Origin of the sequence: Pseudomonas gingeri (assembly GCF_013386115.1) — a bacterium.
GTDB lineage: Bacteria > Pseudomonadota > Gammaproteobacteria > Pseudomonadales > Pseudomonadaceae > Aquipseudomonas > Aquipseudomonas gingeri.
Genome location: NZ_JACAOR010000001.1, coordinates 984,121 through 999,600, shown reverse-complemented (window position 1 = coordinate 999,600; position 15,480 = coordinate 984,121). Strand labels below are relative to the sequence as shown.

Genomic DNA, 15,480 nt, shown 5'->3' with positions numbered 1-15,480 from the left:
TCACTGTCCTTTGGACTGGGCGAGGGAAACAGGGCTGTCATCGACCTGCACCAGCTCGCCGGGACGGGCGTGCTGCAGGCCTTCGACGACGATGCGGTCGCCGGGCTTGAGGCCGTCGTTGACGATCCAGCGGTCGTTCTGCACGGCGCCGAGGCTGACCGGGTGTTGGCTCACGCGCTGTTCGGCGTCTACCAGCAGCACCTGGGGAATCCCCGCGCTGTCGCGCAGGATCGCCCGTTGCGGCACGCTGATGCCTTCGCGGTTGAAGGCCTGCTCGACCTTGACCCGGACGAAGCTGCCCGGCAGCAGGTCGAGGTCCGGGTTGGGGAACTCGCTGCGCAGGATGATCTGCCCGGTGCTCGGGTCGACGCTGATATCCGTGAACAGCAGCTTGCCCGGCAGCGGGTAGGCGCTGCCGTCGTCCTGGATCAGCGTGGCCTTGGCCTGGTTCTGCCCGACCTGTTGCAACTGGCCGGCGCGGAAGGCCCGGCGCAGGTCGTTCAACTCGCGGGTGGACTGGGTCAGGTCGGCGTGGATCGGGTTCAGTTGCTGAATCAGGGCCAGGGCGGTGGTTTCGTTCTGGCCGACCAGCGCACCCTCGGTGACCAGGGCCCGGCCGATGCGCCCGGAGATCGGCGCGGTGACGGTGGCGTAGCCCAGGTTGAGCTTCGCCCGCTGCACCGCGGCCTGGTTGGCGGCGACATCGGCGGCGCTCTGGCGCGCGGCGGCCTGGGCGTTGTCGTAGTCCTGGCGGCTGATGGCGTTGCTGTCCACCAGTTCGCGGTAGCGCTGGTGCTGCAGTTTCGCCTGGAACGCATTGGCCTCGGCTTTCTGCAGGCTGGCGACGGCGCTGTCGAGGTCGGCCTTGAACGGTGCCGGATCGATCAGGAACAGCACATCGCCCTGCTTGACGTCGCTGCCTTCGTGGAACAGGCGCTTGAGCACCACGCCGGCGACCCGCGCGCGGACTTCGGCGATCCGTGGCGCGGCAATGCGCCCGCTCAGTTCGCTGCTGATCGACAGGGCTTGGGTACGGATGGTCTCGATCCGGACCTTGGGCGCGGGCGGGGCCTCGGGCGGACCCGCGGACTTGTCACAGGCGCTCAACGCCAGGGCCAGGGCCGACAGGCAGAGCGGGGCAAACAGCTTCTTCAACATAATCGAGTCCCAGTAATGACCCGGGCATGCTAAGGGCGGCTGTCAAGCGGTGCTGTGAAGCTATGTAGGTCGTTGGTGAAAAAGTGTGAAGCTTGTGCTCGCGCACGCGAAAGGGCGTATATCCTTCACGGTTTTCCACCTACCTGTAGTTATTTATGCCGACGATTCTCCTGGTCGAAGACGACACCGCACTTTCCGAACTGATCGCCAGCTACCTGGAGCGCAACGGCTATCAGGTCAATGTGCTGGCCCGTGGCGACCAGGTGCGCGAGCGGGCCCGGCAGAATCCGCCGGACCTGGTGATCCTCGACCTGATGCTGCCGGGCCTCGACGGTTTGCAGGTGTGCCGCCTGTTGCGGGCCGATTCGGCGACGCTGCCGATCCTCATGCTCACCGCCCGTGACGACAGCCACGACCAGGTGCTGGGCCTGGAAATGGGCGCCGACGACTACGTGACCAAGCCTTGCGAGCCGCGGGTGCTGCTGGCCCGGGTGCGGACCCTGTTGCGCCGCAGCAGCCTCAGCGAGCCGCAGGTGGCCAGCGACCAGATCCTGATGGGCAACCTGTGCATCGACCTGTCCGAGCGCACCGTGACTTGGCGCGAGCAGCCGGTGGAACTGTCCAGCGGCGAATACAACCTGCTGGTGGTGCTGGCCCGGCATGCCGGCGAGGTGCTCAGCCGCGACCAGATCCTGCAGCGCCTGCGCGGCATCGAGTTCAACGGCACCGACCGTTCGGTGGACGTGGCGATCTCCAAGCTGCGGCGCAAGTTCGACGACCATGCCGGCGAGGCGCGCAAGATCAAGACCGTGTGGGGCAAGGGCTACCTGTTCAGCCGTTCCGAGTGGGAATGCTGAGTCGATGCTGAAGATTCTGATCCGCCTCTACCTGGTGACCATCGTGACCTTCAGCGCGGCGATCTACCTGGTGCCCGACCTGGTGATCGGGCTCTTTCGCGAGCGCTTCATGAGCTACAACATCGACCAGTCCCGGGGCATGCAGGGGCTGTTGGTCAAGCAGTTCCACGAAGTGCCCAACGGCCAGTGGCCGGCCCTGGCGATCGAGCTGGACAAGCGTTTCGCGCCGCTGCGGGTGGCGCTGATCCGTATCGACGACATCAGCTTCAGCGAGCCCGAGCAGAAGCGCCTGCGCCGCGGCGAGAACGTGATCCGCCTGGGCGACTGGGGAGCGCCGAACCTGGTGGCCTCGCCGCTGGACGGGCAACTGGCGGTGGAACTGGTGGTGCCGCCCGATCCGCTGGACGTGAACCTGCTGTACTGGAGCATGAACGTGCTGATCGGCGCGGCGTTGCTGGCCTGCCTGCTGTTCTGGCTGCGCCCGCACTGGCGTGACCTGGAGCGCCTCAAGCAGACCGCCCGGCGCATCGGCCAGGGCCAGTTGAGCGAACGCACGCATATTTCGCCGCGCTCCAATATCGGCGAGCTGGCGTCGGTCTTCGACACCATGGCCGGCGATATCGAATGCCTGCTCAACCAGCAGCGCGACCTGCTCAATGCCGTCTCCCATGAACTGCGCACGCCCCTGACCCGGCTGGATTTCGGCCTGGCCCTGGCGCTCTCGGATGACTTGCCGCAGCCTTCGCGCGAGCGCCTGCAAGGGCTGGTGGGACATATCCGCGAACTGGACGAGCTGGTGCTGGAACTGCTGTCCTACAGTCGCCTGCAGAACCCGGGGCGGGCGCCGGAGCGGGTGATGGTGTCGCTCGACGAGTTTGTCGACAGCATCCTTGGCAGTTTCGACGAAGAACTGGAGGCTCCGGACATCGTTATCGATGTGCTGATGCACGGCTCCCTGGAACGCTTTTCCCTCGATCCGCGACTGACCGCGCGGGCCGTGCAGAACCTGTTGCGCAATGCCACCCGGTATTGCGAGCGGCGGATCCAGATCGGTATCCGCGCCAATGCCGAAGGCTGCGAACTGTGGGTCGACGACGATGGCATTGGCATTCCCGAGCAGGAGCGCGAGCGGGTCTTCGAGCCGTTCTACCGCCTGGATCGCAGCCGTGACCGTTCCACCGGCGGCTTTGGCCTGGGGTTGGCCATCAGCCGCCGGGCGGCCGAGGCCCAGGGCGGTACCCTGACCGCCGAACCGTCGCCGCTGGGCGGCGCGCGTTTCCGCCTCTGGTTGCCGGCGGTCTGAAGTCGTTGGCAACCTCAAGTCCGCCTTCGGGGGCAAGCCCCCTCCCACAAGGTTGAGTGGCTACATGGAAGGGAGGCAGTCTCCTGCCACAAGGTTGAGTGGCTATGTGGAAGGGAGACAGTCTCCTGCCACAAGGTTGAGTGGCTATGTGGAAGGGAGGCAGTCTCCTGCCACAAGGTTGAGTAGCCATGTGGAAGGGAGGCAAGCCCCCTCCCACAAGGTTGATCGGCTATGTGGAAGGGAGTCAGTCTCCTGCCACAAGGTTGAGTAGCCATGTGGAAGGGAGGCAAGCCCCCTCCCAAAAGTTTGATCGGATACTGTGGGAGGGGGCTTGCCCCCGAAGAGGCCCTGGAGGGCGGCATCCATCTTCCTAGAGCCCCTGGCTGGCGCGGATCAGGTCATAGGCCCGGCGCACCAGCGGATTGACCGTGTTGGGCCGGATCCACAGGTGATAGGTGACGTCCGGCAGCCGTGGCAGGCCGTCATTCTCTCCCAGCACGCGCATATCCGGGCCCAGCAACTCCATGCTGCGGGGCGTCACTCCGAGTCCGGCACGAATCGCCGCCTTGATGCCGATCAGGTTTGACGCCAGGTACGCCTGGCGCCAAGCGATGCCCTCCCGCTCCAGCGCCTCCATGGCATAACGCCGATAGATGCTCGGTTCCTCCACCAGGATCAACGGCAGCGGCTCGCTGGGCACATGGATGTACTGCGCCGAACAGATCCACCACACCGGCGAGGTGCGCAGGGCAAAGCCTTGCAGGCGCGAGTCCTCGCGGGTGGAGATGACCATGTCGATCTTGCCCCGGTGCAGGTCGTCCATCAGGTAGGGGCTGCGTCCCACATCGATTTCCAGGCGCAGCCGTGGCGCCGAGCGGGCGATGTGGCTGAGGATCGGCGGCAGGATGGTGTCGGCGATATCGTGGGGCGAGCCGATGCGCAGCACGCCGCTCAGGTGGCTTTCGTGCAGCGAGTTCAGGGCTTCATCGTTCAGCGAGAGCATCTGCCGGGCATGGCGCAGCAGTTGCCGGCCGGGCTCGGTGAGCTGTTTCTGCCGGCCCTGTTTCTGGAACAGGCTGACCCCGACCTGATGTTCCAGGCGTTGCATCTGCTGGGTCACCGACGATTGGGTACGGGCCAGGTGCTGGCCGGCTTCGGCAAAACTGTGATGGTCAACCACCGCGACGAAGGTGCGCAGCAGTTCCAGGTCCAGGGTCGGGGAGGGCATGGCGGCTCGAATTCATATCAAGGGCGATCCTCAATAGATTACGTATTCTTATGTATTTGGCGAGAGGAAATTACAGGTGGCTTGAAAGGTCCCAGTAAACAGGGGTTATGCCGTTTTTCTCAAAAGCTAATAACCAGAAAGTTATAACAATATTAGATATTTGCATTTCCGTTCCGGTGGAGCGCTCCCTAGCATGCGGGCAAAGAGGTCGGGAGACGCCGATCGCCACCGAGGGGATATTCATGCAGTTCACGCGCACATCGATCCAACGTTTCCTACCCGCCGTGCTCGGAACGGTGCTCGCCTTGGGCGCGGCCGGTGCCGCCCAGGCCGATGCCACCCTCGACAAGATCCAGCAGCGGCACAAGCTGGTGGTCGGCGTGCTGCTGTCCGGCGGGCCGTTCGGTTCCATCGACCCTGCAACCCAGGACCCCAAGGGCCTCAACGTCGACCTGGCCAATGCCCTGGGCAAGGACCTCGATGTGGCGGTGGAGCTGGTCGCGGTATTGCCGGCCAACCGGGTGCAATTCCTGCAACAGGGCAAGGTCGACCTGCTGATCGCCAATATGGAGTGGACCGCCGAGCGCGACACCCTGCTGGGGCATGTGCCGACGCCGTTCTACAAGGTCGGTGGCACCGCGGCAGTGCCGAAGGACAGCAAGATCACCCGCTGGGAAGACCTCAAGGGCCAGCCGGTGTGCACCTCCCAGGGCAGCAGCTACGTCAAGCCGCTGAGCGAACTGGGTGCCGACCTCAAGGCCTTCAAGAGTTCGTCGGAATCCCTGCTGGCGCTGCGTGGCAACAACTGCGTGGCGGCGGTCCATGACGCGACGCTGATCAATCCGTTGCTCGCCGGCAACCCGGAGTGGAAGGACTACCGTGCCCTGACGCCGGAACTCAACCCGGCGCCGTCGGTGATCTGGACCCGTCTCGGCGAAACCGACACCCAGAAGCGCCTCGATAGCGTGGTCCAGGGATGGCATCGCAGTGGCTGGCTGATCGAGGCCGAGAGCCGCAATCACATCACCCCGGCATCGCCTGCGCTGGTTGAATTGCATAACCAGTTCAAGGGCTGACCCTTACCTCACTTCGATCGTTCCCACGCGCAGCAACGGCGCGCAGCCCCTGAGGCCCGGCGTCACAACAAGGACGCAGAGCGTCCAGTGAGGCATTCCCACGCAGAGCGTGGGAACGATCATCAAGGAATATTCCACATGTTCAGATACCTCCCCGTCGCCCTGGCCCTCCTGACCGGCCTGGCCCACGCCGATGCCACCCTGGACAAGATCCAGCAGCGCCACAAGATCAGTGTCGGCGTGATCCTCAGTGGTCCGCCGTTCGGCACCATCGACCCGGCCACCGGTGCCCACCAGGGCTATAACGTCGAACTCGCCAAGGGCCTCGCCGAACGCCTCGGCGTCGAGCTGGAAACCGTCTCGGTGCTGGCGCCCAACCGCGTGCAGTTCCTGCAGCAGGGCAAGGTCGATGTGCTGATCGCCAATATGCAGTTGACCGAAGAACGCGCCGAGATCCTCGACTACGTGCCGACCCCCTACGAGGAAGTCGGCGGCGCCGCGCTGATCCGCAAGGGCGCCGGTATCAGCCGCTGGGAAGACCTCAAGGGCAAGCCGGTCTGCGTTTCCCAGGGCAGCAACTTCATCAAGCCGCTGCAGGAAACCTATGGCGCGCAGATCAAGGCCTTCCGCAGCCAGTCCGAGTCGCTGCTGTCGCTGCGCGGCAACGGCTGCGTGGCGGCGGTGCACGTCAGCCCGACCATGCACAGCCTGCTCGACGAAGCGGAGTGGAGCGGCTATGAGATCCCCTTGCCCGACGACCTGATCCCGTCGCCGTCGGTGATCTGGGTGCGCAAGGGCGAGAAGGACACCCAGGCCCGTCTCGACGCCATCGTGCGTGACTGGCACCGCAGCGGCTGGCTGATCGAGCTGGGCAAGCGTACCGGCATGCCGCCGTCCCAGGCCCTGCTCAAGCTGCATGAGCAATATCGTGGCGCAGCACCCCTGGCGGCCGCGCAATGAGTGCTTTGTTCACGCAGTTGCAGCAATTGCTGGGCGCCGCCCATGTCCATGAGGGGGCCGACGCGGCCGCCTGGCTGAGCGACAAGCACCGGGTCTATCACGGCAAGGTGGTCGCCGTGGTGCATCCGGCCAGCACCGAGGAAGTCGCCGCGCTGGTCCGCGTCTGTGCCCACCATGGCGCGCCGCTGGTGGTGCAGGGCGGCAATACCGGCCTGATGGGCGCGGCCACCCCGGATGACAGCGGTCGCAGCGTGCTGGTACGGCTGGACCGGATGAACCGCATCCGCCAGATCGACACCGACAATGACACCTTCACCGTCGAGGCCGGCTGCATCCTGCAGAACCTGCAGGACGCCGCGCGCCAGGCTGGACGCCTGTTTCCCCTGAGCCTGGGGGCCGAGGGCAGTTGCACCATCGGCGGCAACCTCGGCACCAATGCCGGCGGTACCGGCGTGTTGCGTTATGGCAATACCCGCGAGCTGACCCTCGGCCTGGAAGTAGTCACCGCCGACGGTGAAATCTGGAACGGCCTGCGCGGCTTGCGCAAGGACAATACCGGCTACGACCTGCGCGACCTGTTCGTCGGCAGCGAAGGCACCCTGGGCATCATCACCGCCGCGACCCTCAAGCTGTTTCCCCTGCCCAGGGCCCAGAGCACAGCGTTGCTGGCATTCGATTCGCTGGAGCAGGCGGTCGGTTTCCTGTCCCATGCCCGAGGCGGGTTCGGCGCCGACCTGACGGCTTTCGAACTGATGTCCGCGGCTTGCCTGGTATTGCTGCGCGAGCAGTTCCCGGACGGCCCGCAGCCGTTTGCCGGGGCCGCACAGCCCTGGTACGCCTTGCTTGAGCTCTCCGACAACCACAGCGCCGAACATGCCCGCGAGTCGTTCGAACGGGTGCTGGGCGAAGCGTTCGAGGCCGGCCTGCTGGCCGATGCGCTGATCGCCGAAAGCCTCGCCCAGAGCGACGCGCTGTGGCAGTTGCGGGAGAACATGAGCGAAGCCCAGGCCCGCGAAGGGCGCAACATGAAGCACGATATTTCGCTGCCGATCTCGCGGATCGCCGAGTTTGTCAGCCGCACCGATGCCTTGCTGCAAGAACACTTCCCCGGCGTGCGCAACCTGACCTTCGGCCACCTGGGCGACGGCAACCTGCACTACAACGTCGCGGCGCCCATCGGCCAGTCGGTCGAGGCGCACATGGCCAACTACGGCGCCTTGAGCGCCCTGGTCCATCGCAATACCCACGCCTTCGGCGGTTCCATCAGCGCCGAGCACGGCATCGGCCAGCGCAAGCGCGCGTTGCTGGCCGAGGTCAAGAGCCCGGTGGAGCTGGACCTGATGCGCCGGATCAAACAGGCCCTCGATCCTCGCGGGCTGCTCAACCCAGGCAAGGTGCTGCCATGACCGTTCAACTTTCCCGGCGGGTGCAGAAAGTCTCGCTGTCGGCCAATGCCGCCGCCAAGTCCCAGGCCACTGCACTGCGCGAGGCCGGACGGGACATTCTCGACCTGACCACCGGCGAGCCGGATTTCGACACGCCCGAACATATCAAGCAGGCGGCCTACGCGGCCATCGCCGGCGGCGCCACCAAATACACCGCCACCCCGGGCGTGCGGGCCCTGCGCGAAGCGGTGCAACGCAAGCTCAAGGGCGAAAACCGGCTGGACTATCCGTTGTCCGGCATCGTCATCGCCAATGGCGCGAAACAGATCATCTTCAATGCCTTCGCCGCGACCCTGGACGAAGGCGACGAGGTGCTGGTGCCGGTGCCGTACTGGCCGTCGTTTCCCGACAGTGTGCGGATCAACGGCGGCGAGCCGGTGTTCGTGCAGTCGGGCCTGGAGCAGGGCTGCAAGCTGCAACCGGCGCAACTGGAGGCGCTGATCGGCGAGCGCACCCGCTGGCTGATCCTCAACAGCCCGGGCAACCCCAGTGGCGCGGTGTACAGCGCGGCCGAGCTGCTGGCCCTGGCCGAGGTGCTGCGTCGCCATCCCCGGGTGCTGGTACTGCTGGACGAACTCTACGAACATATCCGCTTCGACGGCCAGCCGCCGCTCAACCTGCTGAATGTCGCGCCGGACCTGCAGGAGCGCTGCCTGCTGGTGGGCGGGGTATCCAAGACCTACGCGATGACCGGCTGGCGCATCGGCTTCGGTGCCGGTCCGCAGGTGCTGACCAGTGCCATGGCGGTCGTGCAGTCGCAGTCGGCGTCCGGGGCCTCGTCGGTCAGCCAGGCCGCGGCCCTGGCCGCCTATGAAGGCGGCCTGGCGTTTCTGCAACCGCAGGTGGCGGCCTATCGCGAGCGTCGCGACCTGCTGTTGGCGGCGCTGAAGGACGTTAACGGCCTGGAAGTGCTGACCCCCGAGGGCGGTTTCTTTGTCTTTGTCCGCTGTGCCGGGCTGATCGGTCGGCGGCGTCCGGACGGGCGCCTGATCGGCAGCGACAATGACCTGGTGGATTACCTGCTGGAAGAGGGCGTGGCCGGTGTCGCGGGTAGCGCCTATGGCTTGTCGCCATGGTTCCGCCTGTCGATCGCCACCGCCACCGACAGTGTCCGCGAGGCCGGCCGGCGTATCGCCGCGGCCTGTGCCAGGCTGGTCGAGGACCACGGCTGATGGAAAGCTTTGTGCAATGGGCGGCGCACCTGGGCCTCAACTACCGGTTCCTGCTGGATGCCTATCAGCGTGGCAGCCTGATCGACGGTGCCTGGACCACCATCCTCCTGTGCCTGCTGACCATTGTCGGCAGCCTCCTGGCGGGACTGGCCCTGGCGGCGATGCTCACCAGCGGCAACAGCTGGCTGGCGCGCCCGGCGCGAGTGTTTGTCGAAGTGACCCGCAACACGCCGACGCTGGTACAGCTGTACTGCGCGTTCCTGGTGCTGAACATGCTGCTGACCCAGGCCGTCGGCGCGGCCAACCCGCTGACGCCGTTCGCCTGGGTGGTGATCGTGATTTCCCTGCACAAGGGCGCGTTTCACGCCGAAGCGCTGCGGGCCGGGATCGAGGCGGTACCGGCGGTGACCCTGGAGGCCGCCAGTTCCCTGGCCTTCAGCAGCCGCCAGTTGCTGTGGAACGTGCAACTGCCGCTGGCCTTGCGCTTTGCCTTGCCGTCCCTGGTCAACAACCTGATCGACCTGGTGAAGATGACTGCCGTGGCCTCGGCCATCGCCGTCGGTGATATCACCTACGCCTCGATCATGATCTGGACCCAGAGCGACAACGTGCTGGAGCTGATGATCCTGATCCTGAGCTTCTTCGGCCTGCTGAGTTTTATCGTCAACTGTGTCGGCCGCTATCTCGAAGCGCGCCTGAGGATGCCCGGCTATGGCCATTGAATTGCCGGTTATCGAATCGCTGCTGCGCTGGTCCCCGGCGTTGGCGGTGGGCTTTGGCCAGAATATCCTGATCAGCCTGCTGGCGATCGCCATCGGCTCGGTCCTGGGCCTGCTGATCGGCGCCCTGGGGCTGTCGCCACTGCGCCTGTTGCGCTTGCCGGCGCGGCTGTGGGTGCAGGTGTTCCGCAACGCGCCGTGGCTGGTACTGATCTACTTCACCACTTATGTATTCCCGTTCGAAATCCATGTCGGCAGCCACTACCTGCCGTTTCCCGACTGGCTGAAAGTCACCATCGGCCTGGCCTTGCCGGCCAGTGCCAACGTCGCCGAGATCTTTCGCGGGGCGATCGGCTCGATTCCCGCCACCCAGTGGGAAGCCGCGCGTTCCCTGGCCTTCAGTCGCGGCCAGCTGTTTCGCTCGATCATCCTGCCGCAGTGCTTCAAGCGCATGCTGCCACCGTGGATGAACCTCTATGCGGTGATCACCATGGGCACCGCCCTGGCGTCGCTGGTGGGCGTGCATGACCTGATCGACACCGCGCAGATCGCCAGCAACACCGTCAACCGCACCGGATTCACGGTCCTGATCTACTTCAGCGTACTGGCGTTGTTCTTCGCCTATTGCTACCCGATTTCCCGTCTGACCCAACGCCTGGAGCGACGTTATGCCTTCTACTGAAACGCTCGTCAGCCTGCGCGACCTGCACCTGTCGTTCGGTGCCAACCCGGTGCTCAAGGGCATCGACCTGGATGTCCAGCGCGGCCAGGCGGTATCGATCATCGGCCCGTCCGGCTCGGGCAAGTCGACCATCCTGCGGTGCATCACCGGGCTGCTCAAGCCCCAGCGCGGCAGCATCCGTGTCGGCAGCACCGAGGTGCACCAGTTGCAGCGCGAGGCCGAACTGATCGAGCTGCGCAAGCGGGTCGGCTTCGTGTTCCAGCAATACAACCTGTTCCCGCACCTGTCGGTCCTGGAAAACCTGCTGATCGCTCCGTGCAAGGTGCTCGGGCGCAGCCGCGCGGACGCCGAGCAGCAAGCCCGACAACTGCTGGCCAAGGTGCGCATGGAGCACAAGGCCGAGGCCTTTCCCGGCCAGCTATCCGGTGGCCAGCAGCAGCGGGTGGCGATTGCCCGGGCGCTGGCGATGCGTCCGGAACTGATCCTGTTCGACGAAGTGACCTCGGCCCTCGATCCGGAAACCGTCGGCGAAGTGCTGACGGTGATTCGCGAACTGACCGAGGAAGGCATGACCTGCGTGCTGGTGACCCACGAAATGCGTTTCGCCGAGGACATCAGCGACGTGGTGTATTTCACCGAGAACGGCCGGATCGTCGAGTCCGGCAGTGCCTACCAGATTTTCCAGGAGCCGCAGAGCGAACGCACCCGCGAGTTCCTCCGGCATGCCCTGGGCGACGCCAACCGCCGCCCGGTGCAGGCCGACCCGTTCCGGCTGAGCAATATCAGTCCCTTTAGCCTGTCCATCTGACCGTGATTCACCTGATAAGGAGCCTGCCCATGAGCACCACCGAACGCGCCAACGTGATCGAATCTTTCCTGGTGAAGATCCGCGCCATCCACCAGCGCGGCGTCGATCGCGCGGCCCTGGAGCACATCGTCGCCTTGCTGGAAGAGCTGGCCGAGCGCCGCGACCTGTTCAACTTCGAGTATTTTCCGGCACCTGTGGCGGGCGAGGGCAACACCGCCTTCCGCTACCGCCTGAACGATGACGGCGAGACCCCGACCCTGTACCTCAACTCGTTGCTGCCGGGCAAGAACACCATCGCCCACAACCACGAGACCTGGGCGGTGATCAGCGCCATCGAAGGCCAGGAACTGAACCGCGTGTACACCCGCAGCGACGATGGCTCCGACCCGAAGCGCGCGGTACTGGCGCTCGAACGTGAAGTGGTGGTGCAGCCCGGCACCTCGATCGCCTTCCTCGGCGAAGACCTGCACAGCATCCGCGTCGATGGCGAACAGGCCACCTTGCACTTCCACCTCTACGGTCGTCCACTGGAGTCCCTCGAAGGCCGCTACGGCGTGCAGGACGATGGCACCGTCCTGAACTACAACAAGTCGCAGATGGCGCCTTCGATCAAGGCCTACGCATGATCGACTTCCACTACTGGCCGACGGCCAATGGCTTGAAGGTCGGCATCCTGCTTGAGGAGCTGGGGCTGGAGTATCGCCTGCAGGCGGTGAATATCCGCACCGGGCAGCAGCGTGACGCGGCTTTCCAGCAGATCAGCGCCAATGGCCGGATCCCGGCGATTGTCGACCATGCCCCGAACACCGGCAGCGAACCGCTGAGCCTGTTCGAGTCCGGGGCTATCCTCACTTACCTGGCGGACAAGAGCGGGCGCTTCGTGCCGGCGGCCGGCAGTGTCGAACGCCAGCGGGTGCAGGAGTGGCTGTTCTGGCAGGTCGGGCATATCACGCCGTACCTGAGCCAGTGGCAACTGTTCCGGGAAAAGGCCCCCGAGCCGATTCCCTTTGCCCTCGACCTGTTGCAGGGCGAGGCCACCCGTTTGTATGAGGTGCTGGAGCGGCGCCTGTCCCAACGGGCCTTCGTGGCGGGTGACTATAGCATCGCCGACATGGCGATCTTTCCGTGGATCCAGCCGCAGCGCCAGGGTTTCGACTTGCTCGACTACCCGGCGATCAGTGCCTGGCGCGAGCGGATCAAGGCCCGTCCGGCCGTGCAGCGGGCCTATGCCCGCGGCCGCGAGCTGGCACCGGCTGAACGTTCACTGGTGCTGGAATGACTTCTTTATCCCGAGGCGAGGCTTTCGTGAGCACAACCATTACCCCGGCACAGTTGCAGACGTGGCTGTTCGATGGCCGGGAAATCGCCCTGTTCGACATTCGCGAGCACGGGCAGTACGGCTCGGCGCACCTGTTCCACGGCGTGCACCTGCCCTATAGCCGCCTGGAGCTGGAAGCCCGGCGCCTGGCGCCGAATCCGGCGGTACGCCTGGTGATCTACGACCAGGACGGCGGCGATCTGTCATTGCGGGCTGCCCGGCGGCTGGCCGAACTCGGCTACAGCCAGGTACACCGCCTCGAAGGCGGCGCCGAGGGTTGGCAGGCTGCCGGCCTGAAGCTGTTCGCCGGCGTCCATGTGCCGTCCAAGGCCTTTGGCGAGCTGGTGGAAGAAGCCTGTCACACACCGCATATCAGCGCCGGCGAGCTGGCGGCCTGGCAGGCCGAGGGCAAGCCCCTGGTGCTGCTCGACGGTCGGCCGTTCGACGAATACCGCAAGATGACCATTCCCGGTTCGATCTGCTGCCCGAACGGCGAGCTGGGCTATCGCCTGCACGACCTGGTGCCGGATGAGTCGACGCCGGTGGTGATCAACTGCGCCGGGCGTACCCGCAGCATTATCGGCGCGCAGACCCTGATCAACCTGGGGGTGAAGAACCCGGTCTATGCCCTGGAGAACGGTACCCAGGGCTGGTTTCTCGCCGACCTGCAACTGGAGCACGGCAGTAGCCGGCGTTATCGCGACGAGGTGGCGCCGACCGGTCTGGAGCAGCAGCGCGAAGCGGCCCGGCAACTGGCGCGGCGTGCCGGCGTGCCCAGCGTCAGCGCGGCGCAGGTCAGTGCCTGGGCCGCAAGCGGCGAGGGCAGCCTGTTTCTCTGCGACGTGCGCAGTGCCGAAGAGTTCGCCCTGGGCAGCCTGCCCGGTGCGCAACACACTCCCGGCGGCCAGTTGATCCAGGCCACCGACCTGTATATCGGCGTGCGCAAGGCGCGGGTGGTGGTGTTCGACGGCGATGGCGTGCGTGCACCGATCGTGGCCAGCTGGTTGCGCCAGTTGGGTCACGATGCGCGAGTCCTCGACGAAGGCCTGCACAGCGGCCTGCATTTGCCGGTGGCGACGTTGCCGGCATTCTCCGAACTGCCCGCCATCGACGCGGTGAGCCTGGCGCGGGCCTTGGCCGAAGACAGCGTGGCGCTGATCGACCTGCGTCCGGGCATGACCTTCCGCAAGAGCCATCTGGCCGGTTCGCAATGGTCGATCCGCTCGCTGCTGGCGGCGCAAGTGGCCGCCGAGACACGGCCGCTGGTGCTGGTCGCTGACGATCTGGCGGTGGCGCAACTGGCGTTGCTGGAATTGCCGCCGGCTCAGCGCGCCCAGGCCCGTGTGCTGTCGGGAGATATCCAGTCCTGGCAGGACGCCGGCCTGAAGCTGATCACCGATGCGTCGGCCTTGCCGGATGAGCAGTGCATCGACTTCCTGTTCTTCACCCATGACCGTCACTCCGGCAACAAGGACGCGGCGCGCCAGTACCTGGCCTGGGAAACCGGCCTGCTGGGGCAGATGACCGAGGCCGAGATCGCCAGCCTGAGTCCATTGGCACCGGCCAGCGCGCCGGTCGATGTGCGCACCCGCCTGGTCCACGCCGCGCGGACCCGCGAGGGTAGCGGGGCGCGGGCGGTGAATGTGCCGGTGACGCGTCTGAGCACGGTGCTGTTCGACAACCTGGCGCAGATGCGCGACGCCCGTACCCGACGCGACAGCGAGCGGGTGCTGAGCTACGGCGCCCGTGGCAATCCGACGGCCTTTGCCCTGGAAGACCTGGTGACCGAGCTGGAAGGCGGTTACCGCACGCGGCTGTTCGGCACCGGCCTGGCGGCGGTGGCTCAGACGCTGCTGGCGTACCTGCGCCCGGGCGATCATGTACTGATCACCGATGGCGTGTACGGACCGGTACGCCGGCTGGCGAAGGAGTTTCTCGCGCCGTTCGGCATCGAGGTCGAGTATTTTCCGGCGGATGGCCGGGATCTCGAATCCCGGTTGCGGGCGACGACACGGATGGTCTACTGCGAGGTGCCGGGTTCGCTGCTGTATGAGTTGAGCGACCTGCCGGCGATCGTCGCCTTGTGCAAGCCGCGCGATATCCTGGTGGCGGTCGACAACACCTGGGGTTCGGCGTACCAGTATCGGCCGCTGGCACTGGGCGCGGATATCTCGATCATGGCCCTGACCAAGTACCTGGCCGGCCACAGCGATGTGGTGATGGGCAGCGTCTGCACCAACGAGGTCGCCTGGCAACCGTTGGCGCGCATGAGCGACAGCTTTGGCAACACGGTCAGTCCCGACGATGCTTTCCTGGTGCTGCGCGGTGCGCGGACCCTGGCGGCGCGGTTGGAAGTGCACCAGCGCCAGGGCCTGGAAATCGCCCGCTGGCTGCAGGCACAACCGCAGGTCCGGCAGGTCTTTCATCCGGCGTTGCCGGAGCATCCGGGGCATGAGGTGTGGCAGCGCGATTTCACCGGCAGCAACGGACTGGTGTCGTTCGAGTTCGCCGAGACCGATCCGCAGCAGGCCGAGCGCTTTATCGGCGCCTTGAACCTGTTCGGACTGGGGGCGTCGTGGGGCGGCTATGAAAGCCTGGTGACGCTGGCCGACCTGGAAGATCGCGAGTTCCCGGTACCGTCGCGCAACCCGGTGATCCGCCTGCATATCGGCCTGGAGGCCGTGGCGTCGTTGATCGAGGATCTGCAACGCGGATTTGCCGCGCTCTGAGTTGGGGGCAGGCAACCTTTTGCGC

The 15,480-nt window shown here is 65.7% G+C and carries 14 protein-coding genes; 12 read left to right on the top strand and 2 right to left on the bottom strand.

What is annotated here, in order from left to right; translation table 11 throughout:
- Positions 1–1,158 (bottom strand): efflux RND transporter periplasmic adaptor subunit, encoded by a 1,158-nt coding sequence (locus HX881_RS04250; protein WP_177083025.1) that lies wholly within the window; start codon positions 1,156–1,158, stop codon positions 1–3.
- A 155-nt stretch (positions 1,159–1,313) separates the two neighbouring features.
- Between HX881_RS04250 and HX881_RS04245 the strand changes: the two genes are divergently transcribed.
- Positions 1,314–2,015: a response regulator transcription factor gene (locus HX881_RS04245; protein WP_177063752.1), complete on the top strand. Its 702-nt coding sequence runs from the start codon at positions 1,314–1,316 to the stop codon at positions 2,013–2,015.
- 4 nt (positions 2,016–2,019) lie between these two features.
- Positions 2,020–3,318: an ATP-binding protein gene (locus tag HX881_RS04240; protein WP_017125995.1), complete on the top strand. Its 1,299-nt coding sequence runs from the start codon at positions 2,020–2,022 to the stop codon at positions 3,316–3,318.
- A 370-nt stretch (positions 3,319–3,688) separates the two neighbouring features.
- Here the strand turns inward: HX881_RS04240 and HX881_RS04235 are convergent, their stop codons facing one another.
- Positions 3,689–4,546: a LysR substrate-binding domain-containing protein gene (locus HX881_RS04235; RefSeq protein ID WP_017125994.1), complete on the bottom strand. Its 858-nt coding sequence runs from the start codon at positions 4,544–4,546 to the stop codon at positions 3,689–3,691.
- A gap of 242 nt (positions 4,547–4,788) precedes the next feature.
- Here HX881_RS04235 and HX881_RS04230 point away from each other — a divergent pair, with 242 nt between their 5' ends.
- From HX881_RS04230 to metC, 10 genes are all read left to right on the top strand, one after another.
- Positions 4,789–5,622: a transporter substrate-binding domain-containing protein gene (locus HX881_RS04230; protein ID WP_017125993.1), complete on the top strand. Its 834-nt coding sequence runs from the start codon at positions 4,789–4,791 to the stop codon at positions 5,620–5,622.
- A 138-nt stretch (positions 5,623–5,760) separates the two neighbouring features.
- Entirely contained in the window at positions 5,761–6,582 is an 822-nt protein-coding gene (locus HX881_RS04225; protein WP_017125991.1) for a transporter substrate-binding domain-containing protein, read from the top strand.
- Positions 6,579–7,988 (top strand): FAD-binding oxidoreductase, encoded by a 1,410-nt coding sequence (locus HX881_RS04220; protein WP_177083023.1) that lies wholly within the window; start codon positions 6,579–6,581, stop codon positions 7,986–7,988. The genes HX881_RS04225 and HX881_RS04220 overlap by 4 nt, the downstream gene beginning before the upstream one ends.
- Entirely contained in the window at positions 7,985–9,199 is a 1,215-nt protein-coding gene (locus HX881_RS04215; protein ID WP_177083021.1) for an aminotransferase class I/II-fold pyridoxal phosphate-dependent enzyme, read from the top strand. The genes HX881_RS04220 and HX881_RS04215 overlap by 4 nt, the downstream gene beginning before the upstream one ends.
- Positions 9,199–9,921 (top strand): amino acid ABC transporter permease, encoded by a 723-nt coding sequence (locus HX881_RS04210; RefSeq protein WP_177083019.1) that lies wholly within the window; start codon positions 9,199–9,201, stop codon positions 9,919–9,921. The genes HX881_RS04215 and HX881_RS04210 overlap by 1 nt, the downstream gene beginning before the upstream one ends.
- Positions 9,911–10,600, top strand: a complete 690-nt coding sequence (locus HX881_RS04205) for an amino acid ABC transporter permease (RefSeq protein ID WP_177083017.1) — start codon at positions 9,911–9,913, stop codon at positions 10,598–10,600. Before HX881_RS04210 ends, HX881_RS04205 begins: the two co-directional genes overlap by 11 nt.
- A complete protein-coding gene (locus HX881_RS04200) occupies positions 10,587–11,408 on the top strand; it encodes an amino acid ABC transporter ATP-binding protein (RefSeq protein WP_017125985.1) in 822 nt (273 codons plus the stop codon). The genes HX881_RS04205 and HX881_RS04200 overlap by 14 nt, the downstream gene beginning before the upstream one ends.
- Before the next feature lie 29 nt (positions 11,409–11,437).
- A complete protein-coding gene (locus HX881_RS04195) occupies positions 11,438–12,034 on the top strand; it encodes a cysteine dioxygenase family protein (RefSeq protein ID WP_177083015.1) in 597 nt (198 codons plus the stop codon).
- Complete coding sequence (locus tag HX881_RS04190) at positions 12,031–12,687, top strand: glutathione binding-like protein (RefSeq protein ID WP_177083013.1); 657 nt, start codon at positions 12,031–12,033, stop codon at positions 12,685–12,687. The genes HX881_RS04195 and HX881_RS04190 overlap by 4 nt, the downstream gene beginning before the upstream one ends.
- Before the next feature lie 26 nt (positions 12,688–12,713).
- Positions 12,714–15,455 (top strand): cystathionine beta-lyase, encoded by a 2,742-nt coding sequence (gene metC, locus HX881_RS04185; RefSeq protein ID WP_177083011.1) that lies wholly within the window; start codon positions 12,714–12,716, stop codon positions 15,453–15,455.
- The last annotated feature ends 25 nt before the right edge of the window (positions 15,456–15,480 follow it).

What these genes read in the sequence shown, in the direction of transcription:
- HX881_RS04195 (WP_177083015.1), top strand. Translation starts at nt 11,438, where the DNA reads ATGAGCACCACCGAACGCGCCAACGTGATCGAATCTTTCCTGGTGAAG.
- HX881_RS04250 (WP_177083025.1), bottom strand. Translation starts at nt 1,158, where the DNA reads ATGTTGAAGAAGCTGTTTGCCCCGCTCTGCCTGTCGGCCCTGGCCCTG.
- HX881_RS04220 (WP_177083023.1), top strand. Translation starts at nt 6,579, where the DNA reads ATGAGTGCTTTGTTCACGCAGTTGCAGCAATTGCTGGGCGCCGCCCAT.
- HX881_RS04235 (WP_017125994.1), bottom strand. Translation starts at nt 4,546, where the DNA reads ATGCCCTCCCCGACCCTGGACCTGGAACTGCTGCGCACCTTCGTCGCG.
- HX881_RS04245 (WP_177063752.1), top strand. Translation starts at nt 1,314, where the DNA reads ATGCCGACGATTCTCCTGGTCGAAGACGACACCGCACTTTCCGAACTG.
- HX881_RS04210 (WP_177083019.1), top strand. Translation starts at nt 9,199, where the DNA reads ATGGAAAGCTTTGTGCAATGGGCGGCGCACCTGGGCCTCAACTACCGG.
- HX881_RS04215 (WP_177083021.1), top strand. Translation starts at nt 7,985, where the DNA reads ATGACCGTTCAACTTTCCCGGCGGGTGCAGAAAGTCTCGCTGTCGGCC.
- HX881_RS04200 (WP_017125985.1), top strand. Translation starts at nt 10,587, where the DNA reads ATGCCTTCTACTGAAACGCTCGTCAGCCTGCGCGACCTGCACCTGTCG.
- HX881_RS04225 (WP_017125991.1), top strand. Translation starts at nt 5,761, where the DNA reads ATGTTCAGATACCTCCCCGTCGCCCTGGCCCTCCTGACCGGCCTGGCC.
- HX881_RS04240 (WP_017125995.1), top strand. Translation starts at nt 2,020, where the DNA reads ATGCTGAAGATTCTGATCCGCCTCTACCTGGTGACCATCGTGACCTTC.
- HX881_RS04190 (WP_177083013.1), top strand. Translation starts at nt 12,031, where the DNA reads ATGATCGACTTCCACTACTGGCCGACGGCCAATGGCTTGAAGGTCGGC.
- HX881_RS04230 (WP_017125993.1), top strand. Translation starts at nt 4,789, where the DNA reads ATGCAGTTCACGCGCACATCGATCCAACGTTTCCTACCCGCCGTGCTC.
- HX881_RS04205 (WP_177083017.1), top strand. Translation starts at nt 9,911, where the DNA reads ATGGCCATTGAATTGCCGGTTATCGAATCGCTGCTGCGCTGGTCCCCG.